Origin of the sequence: Megasphaera massiliensis (assembly GCF_036305205.1) — a bacterium.
Classification (GTDB): Bacteria; Bacillota; Negativicutes; order Veillonellales; family Megasphaeraceae; genus Megasphaera; species Megasphaera massiliensis.
Window position 1 is genome coordinate 1 of the sequence record NZ_JAXIXE010000033.1, and the last position, 12,062, is coordinate 12,062.

13 protein-coding genes and 1 tRNA gene are annotated in these 12,062 nt (G+C 44.8%); 7 read left to right on the plus strand and 7 right to left on the minus strand.

The features are described from left to right. Positions 1-210: 210 nt before the first annotated feature. From UCI88_RS06110 to yedE, 5 genes are all read right to left on the minus strand, one after another. Positions 211-1,107 carry a dihydrodipicolinate synthase family protein gene (locus UCI88_RS06110; protein WP_256179584.1) on the minus strand — a complete coding sequence of 299 codons (897 nt, stop codon included), beginning with the start codon at positions 1,105-1,107 and terminating at the stop codon, positions 211-213. Positions 1,108-1,318: 211 nt separating this feature from the next. Continuing rightward, the gene (locus UCI88_RS06115) at positions 1,319-2,092 is read right to left on the minus strand and encodes an IclR family transcriptional regulator (RefSeq protein WP_256179585.1); all 774 of its coding nucleotides are present in this window, start codon (positions 2,090-2,092) and stop codon (positions 1,319-1,321) included. Between the two features lie 349 nt (positions 2,093-2,441). Further along, positions 2,442-2,684, minus strand: a complete 243-nt coding sequence (locus tag UCI88_RS06120) for a DUF3343 domain-containing protein (protein ID WP_256179586.1) — start codon at positions 2,682-2,684, stop codon at positions 2,442-2,444. A gap of 8 nt (positions 2,685-2,692) precedes the next feature. Next, positions 2,693-2,905 (minus strand): sulfurtransferase TusA family protein, encoded by a 213-nt coding sequence (locus UCI88_RS06125; protein ID WP_256179587.1) that lies wholly within the window; start codon positions 2,903-2,905, stop codon positions 2,693-2,695. A gap of 10 nt (positions 2,906-2,915) precedes the next feature. Further along, positions 2,916-3,992 (minus strand): YedE family putative selenium transporter, encoded by a 1,077-nt coding sequence (gene yedE / locus UCI88_RS06130; protein ID WP_256179588.1) that lies wholly within the window; start codon positions 3,990-3,992, stop codon positions 2,916-2,918. Positions 3,993-4,260: 268 nt separating this feature from the next. On the opposite strand from yedE, the gene UCI88_RS06135 reads away from it, so the two are divergent. The 6 genes from UCI88_RS06135 to tatC are packed head-to-tail and all read left to right on the plus strand — an operon-like array spanning position 4,261 to position 8,768. Then, positions 4,261-5,118, plus strand: a complete 858-nt coding sequence (locus tag UCI88_RS06135) for a substrate-binding domain-containing protein (RefSeq protein WP_226870474.1) — start codon at positions 4,261-4,263, stop codon at positions 5,116-5,118. A gap of 4 nt (positions 5,119-5,122) precedes the next feature. Next, a complete protein-coding gene (locus tag UCI88_RS06140; protein ID WP_256179589.1) occupies positions 5,123-5,881 on the plus strand; it encodes a 4Fe-4S binding protein in 759 nt (252 codons plus the stop codon). Then, a complete protein-coding gene (locus UCI88_RS06145; RefSeq protein WP_256179590.1) occupies positions 5,874-6,683 on the plus strand; it encodes a radical SAM protein in 810 nt (269 codons plus the stop codon). The genes UCI88_RS06140 and UCI88_RS06145 overlap by 8 nt, the downstream gene beginning before the upstream one ends. 23 nt (positions 6,684-6,706) lie before the next feature. Then, positions 6,707-7,855 carry an aminotransferase class V-fold PLP-dependent enzyme gene (locus tag UCI88_RS06150; RefSeq protein WP_256179591.1) on the plus strand — a complete coding sequence of 383 codons (1,149 nt, stop codon included), beginning with the start codon at positions 6,707-6,709 and terminating at the stop codon, positions 7,853-7,855. Positions 7,856-7,866: 11 nt separating this feature from the next. Continuing rightward, on the plus strand, positions 7,867-8,088 hold the full coding sequence (gene tatA / locus UCI88_RS06155) for a twin-arginine translocase TatA/TatE family subunit (protein WP_256179592.1): 222 nt from the start codon (positions 7,867-7,869) through the stop codon (positions 8,086-8,088). Then, positions 8,085-8,768, plus strand: a complete 684-nt coding sequence (gene tatC, locus UCI88_RS06160; RefSeq protein ID WP_256179593.1) for a twin-arginine translocase subunit TatC — start codon at positions 8,085-8,087, stop codon at positions 8,766-8,768. Before tatA ends, tatC begins: the two co-directional genes overlap by 4 nt. A gap of 53 nt (positions 8,769-8,821) precedes the next feature. On the opposite strand, the gene UCI88_RS06165 is transcribed toward tatC, so the two are convergent. Together UCI88_RS06165 and UCI88_RS06170 are read right to left on the minus strand one after the other, a co-directional pair. Continuing rightward, positions 8,822-8,918: transfer RNA gene (locus UCI88_RS06165), tRNA-Sec, on the minus strand. Positions 8,919-8,996: 78 nt separating this feature from the next. Then, positions 8,997-10,460, minus strand: a complete 1,464-nt coding sequence (locus tag UCI88_RS06170; protein WP_256179594.1) for a helix-turn-helix domain-containing protein — start codon at positions 10,458-10,460, stop codon at positions 8,997-8,999. Between the two features lie 313 nt (positions 10,461-10,773). Here UCI88_RS06170 and prdC point away from each other — a divergent pair, with 313 nt between their 5' ends. Then, the gene (prdC, locus tag UCI88_RS06175; protein ID WP_276535330.1) at positions 10,774-12,060 is read left to right on the plus strand and encodes a proline reductase-associated electron transfer protein PrdC; all 1,287 of its coding nucleotides are present in this window, start codon (positions 10,774-10,776) and stop codon (positions 12,058-12,060) included. The last annotated feature ends 2 nt before the right edge of the window (positions 12,061-12,062 follow it).

A 12,062-nucleotide genomic window follows, 5' to 3' on the forward strand; every position in this document is an offset into this window, starting at 1 on the left:
AGAAATCTGGGAGTAGTAACGCCAATGGAAAAACATGCCAGCTATTGGCTGGCAGCATAAAAAACTGCCACCGGAAACCGGTGGCAGAAACAAAATCTATTTATGTTTTTTCGAGTGTCTACTTGACGGGTAGCAGTTCAAATGATATGACCCCTTAAAGTTGGATTTTGGTCCAACTTTAAAGGGTCGATTCAAAACGGCAGCTTATTTTTATTTGTTGCGCCAAAGCTCATCGGCGGCAGAACTTAGTTTTTGTTTTTCTTCAGCAGTTAATGGGACGAGCGGCGCCTTGCAATTTTCCTGCATAGGCTGGCCTAATTCTTTTAAAGCCCATTTCATTACCGGGTTGAAGGTCGGATATACTTCATAGAATTTCATGCGTTTATCAATTTGACGTTGGCTGGAGCGGAGTGCGGATAAATCTTCATTACGAAGGGCTTCAGCTGCCTGATGGCACATTTCCGGATAGACATTGGATAAAGCACCGATACAGCCGTTGCCGCCGGAAAGGACAGAGGGGATACAGTTATTATCATATCCCGTAAATACCATGAAATTCGGATACTGGCTCTTTATTTCCTGAATGTATCGTTGTGTATGGCGTAACATCGGATGCGTATCTTTTACGCCAATGAAATTCGAGTGTTTTTTGATGAGTCGCAGTATCGTTTTTTCCGAAACATCATATCCTGTGCGATCGGCAAAATTATAAAGGAAAATGTTACCATGAATTTGTCCCATTACATCATCATAATACTGGAATACATTTTCCTGTGTACATCCGCAATAGTATGGACCGACAATGATGACCGCGTCAGCACCGGCGTCAATGACGGCGTTGGAAAGACTGATAGTTTCAGATTTTGCCATACGACCTGTGCCGGCTAAAACAAAGCCTCTTTTGTTGATATACTTTACGGCATCTGTTATCATTGCTTTGATTTCATCGTAGGTAAATGCATAAAATTCTCCGGCGCTGCCACCCACTAAAATGCCATCGATACCGGCATCTAAGATTTGATCATAGAATTGATGCATCTCTTCATAATTCACCGTTCCATCTGAATTGACAGACGTTAAAATGGGGCAAAAATATTTACAATCCATTCATACACACCTCTTTTTGTTCGTATATTCTAACTTAATTTGTATATACTTACCACGGTTTAACTGTATCACTTATAAAAACGGTCGTCAATATTCAAAAGAGTCATTCTTATAGTAATTATTCATATAAATATCACTGTTTATGATGGCTCGTAATAAAACCCCTTCCGAAGGGATAGATTCCTCCAGAAGGGGCGTCATTTGTTGATCATTATATAGAGATTTGTTTTGAAGGCATCTGATTGATTTCATGTTCAATAAGATGAACTTGCTGCTTTAGCAGTGAAACAATAGATTGAATTTTTTCTGGTGTAGAACGGAAGATGGGGAGACTAACGCTTAAGGCAGCCAGGATATCGGGGCCTTGGCGAATCGGGACGGCTAAACACTCTACTTCAATGTGGGATTCACCGATTTCATGAGCATATCCTTTTGCTTTAACGATTTTGACTTGCTCTAATAGGGTCTCTATATCGACGGTTGTTTTTTCTGTATAGCGTGTTAATCCATGGGTATATAATTCACGAATCATTTCATCACTCAACCCGGATAACAGTACTTTCCCTAAGGCCGTCGCAGAAGCGGCCAAGGCTTTTCCTACATACGATGTAATTCGGATGGCTTGGTCGGGCTCTTTTTTTTCTATGTATAATACATCGGGGCCATCCAATATGCCTAGCTGACAGATTTCATCACAGCGATTTACAATTTCTTGCATATAGGGGCGAATTATTGACAGATAATTCAGTGAGTGTTCATAAGCATTGCCCAGCTTAAAGCACTGTTGCCCTATTGTAATTGCAGAATCATGTATTTGTAGATATCTTTCATGGATCAAGGTCATTACAATTGGATAAAGCGTTCCCTTCGCAATTCCTGTTTGGTTTGAAATGGCTGTCAGTGTCAGTCCCTTATTATTGGCACAGACAGTTTCTAATATGTTGAGTACTCGCAAGGTTGGATTGTGTAACTTACTATCTTTCATGATTCACCTACCGTTGACTATATCGTTATTTAGCGTTAACAATTAATTTTAGCCGTCGAGAATTTTATTATAATGAAGTCGACAAACTGTTGATTATTTATTTTTCATCAACCAGTCTGTTTGTTGTGAGGGGGAGTAAAATTCCCGCGTTTTATGAATAACCGGTGATAGAAGGTAAAGATATGATATTTCCTTATATTGTAGCAAAGATGCTCTTCTTTGTACATTTCTTTGGTTGGACTCACTTCATAATTAGCGCTGATTTGATGAACGCCACGTATCTTGTCGAGTTATACAAAAGTACCGTTGCTGCATGGTATACAGCAACGGTACTTTTGTCGTTTGTGCTCTATTCTGATTTAAAGACGATGACATAACCGTCCTTCGTTTCTTTTACGATTTGTTCGACCTCATGACTTTCGTCGACGGTAAAGGTGTAGTCATCGGGACCTTTAAAACGGACGCAGGTCCCGCAAGATGCGCTTAGGGAGCGGGGGACAGGCATCATCCGCTTCTCGACAATGCTTTCGGGAAGGGAATTGATGAATCGAATGGCACCGAAATGGGAATAAAATAATGCGACGTAGTACATGGCTTTCACTACTTCCGTGTGATTTTCAGGAGAAAATCGTCTCCCTGTTCGGCCGATTCTACGGCGTATCCTTGGTGGGTGACGAAACGAGTGATGTTTTCAAGGGCAGCGTGGTTGTCTACCAGTACTTCACAGGTTTTGTCGTCCCTTTGTTGTTCTAAAGCTTTTTTTACCATAATAACCGGTTCCGGGCAGGAATAACCTCTGGCATCTATCATCATGTGTCTCACCTCAATTCATAGCTTTCTTTTGCGAATATGTGTTTACGATGGCAATGATTAAAACGACGATCAATCCGATGATGACTCCGTATTTACCGTTCATGGTCGGGCCATTTCCCGAAGCCGCTAAGGCAAAGTTATGGGCAAAGGCAGCGCCGGCAGCCAAGCCCAGGAAGGTAACGGCCGAATCGGTGTTGCCTTCACCGGTTAAAATAAGCTGGCGCATGGGGCAGCCGCCGAGAAGGGCGCAACCGAAACCGGCTAAGAGCATGCCTAAGAAGTTCCAAAGTCCGTCGGCATGGGCGATAGGTTGTCCCGTAAAACCGGGATGGAAATTGCCGACAGCCAGATTTACGGCGAAGGCGGCAACTAAGAGGGCGATAAAGCCGAGTAATAATTTTGTTTCACGGAATAAGATGAAATCACGGATTCCGCCTACCATGCAAAAGCGGGTATATTGTGCCAAAGCGCCGACGATGAGACCGGCTCCCAATGAAATCCAAACGGCAGCATGCTTGGCCCCGGGACCGCCTCCGGCTGGGGTAAAGAGGATAAAGGCCGGTGCAAGAATTAATAAGAGCAGCATAATAATTTGAACAGCCGGCATAATGAAGCCGTCGAGTTTGGTTTGCGTATAGGTTCTCTTTAAGGAGTAACCGCGATTCAAGAAGAAGACACCGGCACCGATGCCGCAGGCAAAACCGGCGAGGCCGACTAAGGCATTCCAGTCACCGCCGGCAATTCGCAGGATCATTCGGAAGGGGCACCCTAAAAACATCAGGCAGCCTATCATGACGAAGAATCCTAAAATGAATCGGGTCACCGGAGAAGAACCACCGCGGGAGCCGTGTTCATGACGAATTAACGAGAGGATGAATGATCCCAGTAACAAGCCGATGATTTCAGGTCGAATATACTGTACGGCACCGGCTCGATGCAGGCCCAACCCTCCGACGGTATCACGGATAAAGCAGGCGATACAAAACCCCATGTTGGCCGGGTTTCCGGCGACGACCAACAGACCTGCAATCAGCCCGATGATGAGTCCTGCAATGATGATGGCAATTTTTTCCCTTTCTAAACTCATTTCACTACCTCCTGACTAAATTTGATTTTTTAAAATGAAAATGACCTAACAAAAAAATAGTCGAGCTAATAATTAATTAGATTATATCATGCGGTGTGAAAAAAGTAAATTATTTCACAAATGCATAAAGCTTGATTTCATTGACTCTTTTTTGAAGCTAAATTGACTATTATTGGCCTGCAGAATCCATGGCATTCGGGTTGCGCATGGAATTTGAGGTGAGTATACTTATAGATAAATATACCAATATTATGCGCGGAGGATGACTATGGACGAGAAGCGAGAAATCACCAGAAGAACTTTTTTAAAGTCAATGTTGGCTGTTACGGCGGCGGCTGTACTGCCAAAAGTATCATTGGCAGATTCAGCTCTTTTTAATTCGAAGAGCCTTACCGTTTGGTCTTGCGGGGGCTTAGCAGAGACATTTACCGAAGTCAATGCGATGTATGAGAAAAAAAGAGGGGTCGATATTAATTACACCGGGGCCTTTGCCGGTGCCCTTGGCAAATCTTTACTTGGCGGCAGCGCTACAACGGATGTCTTTGCCGGCCGTGTTTTAAAATTGGCGCAATCCTTGAGAAAAACCGGGAAAATGGCATATTTCAAGCCGTTATGTTTTACGGAATATGTTATTGTGACGCCGGCCGACAATCCTGCCGGGATACAGACCATCGATGATTTGGCAAAACCGGGAGTGCGCATAATTCTGCCTCTGGGGGCGTCACCTCCGGGCGGGGATGCCGTGGCTAATATTATCAAAAATGCAGGGATTGACCAGGCTGTACGAAGCAATATGCTTGAGAAAGAAAGCTGCGTCATCAAGATGATGCCTAAAGTCGTGAAAGGGACTTATGATGCCTCCATCGTTGAACGGCGTCTGACGACCATGCCGGCGTATGAAGGCAAGGTTCATGTTGTTCCTATTGATGAGAAATTTTTCCCTCCGGGACCGCGGACCTTCACTATCGGCGTTATGAATTCAGCACCGGATCGGGCTTTAGCTGACGACTATGTCAATTTTCTGTGCGATAAGGAGGCACAGGATGCTTTTCAACGGCACGGGTTTATTCCGGCATATTCGCCGAAGGGAAAATTGCTTATTGAGAAGTTCGGAGTAAAGGACTGATAATATGAAACCATTGACAGAGAAGCTTTATACGATACCCGTTATTCGGAGGATTGTTCAATTGATCATGGTAGGTGGCCTTGGGAAATGGGCTTTTTACGGCATTTTTCGCTGTCCCTTTCTAGTTCCCTTTGTCAACTGTCAAAGTTGCCCTGTTCTTACTTGCTGGGGGCGTTTGACCGCGTATTTTTATACGGCGTGGTTGATTATTCCTATTTCAGCCATCCTTGTCGGCCGTGCTTTTTGCGGGTGGGTTTGTCCCGTCGGTTTTGTAAATCAAGTGTTGGGCAAGGCGGCACTCTTTAAATTACGAAGCCGTAAAAAGATACTTCGCTTCGGACAATTGGGAATGGCGCTTCTGATTGTCGCCTGTGCCTATATTTATTTCATCATGGATAATCCGAGAATGATGATTCCGATTCGAACGGGAGAGGTTTTCAATTCCATTTACTTAAGTTTTCAACATGCTTCGCCGTTTTGGCTGGCTCGGACTATCTTCATTATCGTACTGATTATTGGCAGCCTTATTGTTGCGAATGCATGGTGCCGTTTCATTTGTCCTGCCGGAGGCCTGTTTGAAATCGTTAAGAAGATCTCTCTTTTTGGAATCCGGAAAACTTCGGCCTGCGACAATTGTGATGCTTGTTTACGTGTCTGTGAAATGGGAACCAGGCCGGAAGAGATGAACTGCAATAATTGCGGCAGCTGTCTGCATGTCTGCCATAATAATGCTATTTATTGGGGGAAGAAGAAACATGAGTAAACATCCTTGCTTTAACTATGGTGCTCATCGCACTTGGGGACGCGTCCACTTGCCGGTGGCACCGCATTGCAACATCCAGTGCAAGTTTTGTAACCGCAAGTACAGTTGTGTCAATGAATCTCGCCCCGGTGTTACCGATCGGGTATATACCCCGCAGGAGGCTCTTGCGTTTTTGCGAAAGGTTATGCATACTCGGTCTGATATTTCTGTTGTAGGTATTGCCGGACCGGGGGATCCGCTTTGTGATGCTCAGCAGACGTTAGAGACCTTTCAGCTCGTTCACGAGGCCTATCCGGAGTTAATGTTGTGCGTATCGACGAATGGGTTAGGTCTGCCGGCCTACGTGAAGGACTTGGCCGCCGTGGGGGTGACGCATTTAACGGTTACCGTAAATGCCGTTTCTCCGGAGATTGCCGGTAAGATATATGCTTTTGTCGGTGTAAACGGTCAAAAGCTGGACGGGGCTCTTGGCGCCGGCTATTTATTGAGGGCACAAGATGAAGGCATTCGTATGGCGAAGGAGTTAAGGCTGACCGTCAAGGTAAATACGGTCGTTATTCCGGGGATTAATGAAGACCACGTCGTCGATATTGCTAGGAAATGCGCTTCCTGGAAGGTAGACATCATGAATTGTATTTCGATGATTCCGGTAGAAAACACACCGTTTGAACAGGTGACTCCTTTAACGGCGGAACAGCATCGACGGGTTCAGGATAAGGCGGAACAATATGTAGCACAAATGAGGCACTGCTGCCGCTGCCGCGCCGATGCTGTTGGTAAACTGTGTGCTGCCAATGATTGATTTAACGTAGGGGAGAGATCTTTATGGACAAAATTTATATGGACAATGCCTGTACATCCTTTCCTAAGCCGCCGACCGTCGCGGCTGCAGTCGGCGATTTTATTACAAATTACGGCGTCAATATTAACCGCGGTTCCTATGGTCCTGCCTATGAGATGGAAAATGTCGTATACCAGACGCGAGTAGCCTTGAGCCGCCTGTTTGGCTATCCCGATTGTAAAAATGTTATCTTTACAGCCAATATTACGACGAGTTTGAATATGGTTTTAAAAGGTCTGCTGCGGCCGGGAGATCACGTCTTGGTATCGTCGATGGAACACAATGCCGTCATGCGCCCTTTAGTTCAGTTAACAAGGGACGGTGTTTCTTTTGATCGAATTCCCTGCACGCAGCAAGGCGAGTTGCGCCTAAAAGAAGCGGCAGCGCTGGTTCGTCCCAACACGAAGGCTGTCATTATGACTCATGCGTCGAATGTTTGTGGAACGGTTATGCCCTTGACGGAAGTCGGAGATTTTTGTCGTCGTCATGGACTTACGTTTATTGTCGATAGTGCTCAAACGGCCGGAGTTCTGCCGATTCATATGGAGGATATGCATATTGACGCTCTTTGCTTTACCGGCCATAAAGGGCTGCTCGGCCCTCAGGGAATCGGGGGCTTTATTGTCACCGACGAGTTAGCGGCCCGTATACAACCTCTTATTAGCGGAGGAACGGGCAGTTTATCGCATAGTGAAGACGTTCCTGATTTTTTACCGGATAAGTTTGAAGCAGGAACGATGAACTTGCCGGGGATTATAGGTCTTCATGCTTCCTTGAACTATTTGTTGGAGGAAGGCATTACGACAATTCATGAGAAGGAAATGGTCTTGACCCGACGCTTTTTGGAAGGGCTCAAGAGTATCCCCAATCTTACTATCGCCGGGAGAAAAGATACGGCACAGCGAGTGGCCGTCGTTTCTGTCTCCTCATTCAGTAAAGACAATGCGCAAGTGGCTTTTGAATTGGAAAATCAATACGGTATATTGACGCGTGTCGGCCTCCATTGTGCCCCGTGGGCGCATAAAACACTGACGACCTTTCCTACAGGGACTGTTCGCTTTTCATTCAGCCACTACAATACGGAAGACGAGGTTGACAAGGCGATTGCCGCGTTACAGGCTATTTGTGAATAGGAGGAACTGCGATGTTTGGATTGGGTGCACCGGAATTATTGCTTATTTTAGTCATTGCCTTGGTCGTTTTCGGGCCGGGAAAGCTGCCAACGATTGGGCATGCTTTGGGAAAGAGTCTTCATGAATTTAAGGATGCGGTGAATACGGATGAAGCGCATGAACCGGGGAAAGATGCTGGAAAGACGGCGGAAGAGCTTCAAAGTCAGACCGTTCAATCTTCGGATAAAGCATGACCATTACGGATCATCTGACGGAGCTGCGGCGACGAATTATTAAATCAGCCGTTGCCATAGCCATGGGAATGGCCGTCTGTGCCTGGCAGATCGATGCAATCGTTGCCCTTTTGACAAGCCCTGTCGAAAAACTCTATGTCATGAAGCCGGCCGAAGCCTTTATGATTTATATGAAAATCGCTTTATGGAGCGGCGTTGTCGCAGCCTCTCCCGTTTGGTTTTACCAGTTTTGGGCTTTCTTACTTCCGGCATTCACCAAGCAGGAAAAGAAAGGGTTACTGCTCATTGTTCCCTTGTCGACCTTGCTGTTTTTAGGCGGGATTTCTTTTGCTTTCTTCATCGTTTTGCCGCAAGGGCTCCGCTTTTTCATGAGTTTTGCCATGGAATCGGTACAGCCGTTATGGTCTTTAGCCGGGTATTTAGATTTTGCCGTCCTCATGGTCGTGCCTTTCGGCGTTATTTTCAATCTGCCCGTAGCCTTGGTAGTATTAGTCCGAATGGGGCTCGTCTCGTCGATACAGTTAAAAAGCTTTCGAAAATATGTGATTGTAATATCGTTTGCAATTGCGGCCGTCATCACGCCGACGACGGATATGATTTCACAGTCATTGTTGGCGGTTCCCATGATCATTCTGTATGAAGTGAGCCTTGTCTTTATCCGGTATGGACTAAAAAAATAGTATAACTACACAAAAGACGCCTGTCACCATGGTGACAGGCGTCTTATTTTATGTGGCGGGAAAGTGTGGGAATCGAACCCACCTGAGAAGCTACTAACCCCTCATGCTGGTTTTGAAGACCAGAGGGAACACCAGAACCCATCCCTCCCCAGGACAACTTTATTATATCACGGGCGATGGATGAATAATACTGGTATTCCATGGAATAATTATTGAATGATTGACTCTTTATTGACCGGAGTCAATTGACATGATCCGCCTTGTTAAGGGAGCATACTGCACATATTTTTCAGAAATTTCCTCTTCCGTATATTCATGATACGAGGGAAGGTTTTTTAATTGGTGAAATAAATTTAAAAAATTTTCATTTAAATCGGCATTCTCAATGAGATAGAAGGCATCTGCTTCTGGCTTGATATGAGTCGCGTTCTTTTTAAAAAAGGAGGTTTTATAATTTGAATAGAAGGACAGATTCTGAATTGATCCCGGAGAAGCGAATAGTAAGCCGATCTGTATTTTAGGATTGTTTCTTAAACAATCAAGTATATTTTTCAAATGAGAAATTCTCTCTTGCGGGCTCAGCTTATATTGATACTGTGTCAGGTCAATACTTCCTGTTTCTAAATAGCGGATTAGCGAAGGGCTGGGAATCATTAATTTTAAATCGGATTTATTGATGATTTCCTCCCAGGTAATGCGAAGGCGGTGGATGGACATGGCTTCTTTCGGTGGCAGCTGTTTACTAAGGTTGTCGAATACTTCATTAGGCAGCAGGTATTCGATGCCATTTGTCAGGTAGAAGAAAAAGCGGGCTCGTTCATAAAACCAAGTTCGATAACCGAGGTCGGTTTTCCAAGGGGAACTCATCCCTTTCAAAATAGGTGTGGCAGCCAGTTTTTTTGATCTGAATCTTTTTGAAACGGTCTGGACGGCAATGGGGTCATCGATAGCGGTGCACAGTCCGAAGGCATTGTCCGGCTGCTGCGCGTATTGAATGATAAATTTATTATTCAAGATAATCAGATTATTTAAAAATATGTTTTCGTATTCGTATAAGGTGAAGTTGAAGCCGAGGTATTGATTTAAGATATCGTAAAGGGCTTTTGTATAATGCCAATCTTCGGATAACTTCTTTTGATTTACACCGAGGGTTATCTTTAACGGAATCCCCTGATCGGAGGCCTCTTGTAAGCACGGCCAAAAACCGGCATCATAGAGCGCGCAAAAATCACCGAGAATCAACAGTTCGGTACTGGGATTCTGACTTAACAACTGTTTTTTGAAACGTTCAGCGAATAGGTCTTTTATGTCTTTCGGATCGGTAAGAATTGCCGAATGAGGCGTTGTCGTTACGGCCGCCGTGCGGTGGCTATGAAGCGTATCGCGGTAGGCTGTGGAAAGATATTGAGCAATCGCAAACGGAATGTCGCTCTGAGCCGTTGGGATTAGAAAATAGGCATAAAACTCATCCGTCATTTTTTTGGAAATAATTAAATCTGAAAAGTACTTTCCCATTTCAGTATTAATACGCTCAATGGTACGAGAGGAGGGCAACTTCGTTCCGCTTTTCCACTTGCTGATATAAGAAATATCATATCCCATGTACTGAGCTAATTCAGTTGAACTGGCTTCCGTAAAGGAAATCAATTTTTTTAACGCTGATGAGTAGCTTGACGCATTTGATTTTTTCATGGTGCCTACCTCGGAGTATTTTTAAAAATCCATATAGACCTAACTTACTAATAACAGTATTTGATTAATGTGTGAAACATTATCATATAGGATAGTTCTTATTATATAAGGTTGTCTAACAAATGTCCATTTTTACGGTATAAGAAATCGATGTTGAGTCAATAATGGGTCAACAATTGGTCAATATCGTCCTATTTTTTCAAATGATACCGCATGAGATAATTTATTTAAGATGAAGTGTCTTTAGTTATGCTTGTTCGTAAAAGCACAAACTTGAGGCTGCTCATCACTTTATTGAAAGGAGGTGAAAAAAATGAAAAACATTGTATTGCCATTAAAACAACATGTGGGAGCTCCTTGTAAGGCCATTGTTTCTGAAGGGGAATATGTAAAACGCGGTCAGCTGATTGCCGTTCCCGGCGGATTGGGAGCAAACATCCATGCCAGTTATTCCGGTACTATCACGAAGGTGACGGATACGGATATACATATGGCTGCAGATGATGTTCAGGATTTCACGACATATGTGCCTATTCCTGAATTTCAGACGAATTTAGAAGCCATTGAGTCTGCCGGGGTTGTTGGTGCAGGCGGTGCCGGTTTTCCGACAGCCGTTAAGTTAAAAACTGAGATTCCGAACGGTGTATTTATCGCCAATGCAGCAGAATGTGAACCGCTGCTGGCCCATAATATCCATCAGATGGAAACACAGGCTGCACAGTTAGTTCGCGGCATTAAGTACTGCATGGAAATAACCAAAGCACCGAAGGCCTATATTGCTATCAAACCCAAGCATAAGAAGGCTGTCGTTGCCTTAATCAAGGAAACGAAGGATGAGCCGAATATCGATGTCTTCCGCCTGCCGGATATGTATCCTGCCGGGGATGAACGCGTTATTGTTCGGGAAATCATGGGTATTGTCCTGGAACCGGGACAACTGCCGGGAGCTGTCGGAGCTTGCATTGATAATGTGGAAACGATTAAGCATATCGCGGAAGCTATCGAAGACAGAAAACCGGCGATTGATAAAGATTTGACCGTATCGGGAAGAGTGGAGCAGAAGGAAAGCGTATTTGTCGACGTCCCGATTGGAACGACGGCTCATGAACTGATCATGAAGGCCGGCGGGTACATAAAACCCTATGGTGAAATCGTCGTTGGGGGTCCTCAGACCGGCCGTGCCGGCAGTGAAGATTCTCCGGTAACAAAAACCAGTGGAGCTTTCTTAATCGCCATGCCGTTCCCACAAGAATCTCGTAAGGCCGGCATCTTGATTTGTGAGTGCGGCGGATCCGAAGAACGCCTGACGCACATTGCCGAAAGTATGGGCGCAACGGTAGTCGCTAAGAAACAATGCAAGCGAATGGTTGAGGTAAATGGTCGATACAGATGTGACTTGCCAGGCGAATGCCCGGGGCAGGCAGAAACGGTAATCGCTTTGAAAAAAGCTGGAGCAGACGTTTTAATTGTTGGAACATGCTCTAATTGAACGAACACCGTTATGGGTGTAGCTCCTAGGTTAGGAGTGCCAGTTTATCATCATACTGATCATGTACTGCGGGCTGACGGTCACAAGCTGTATCGAAAGCTTCCTCAATGATG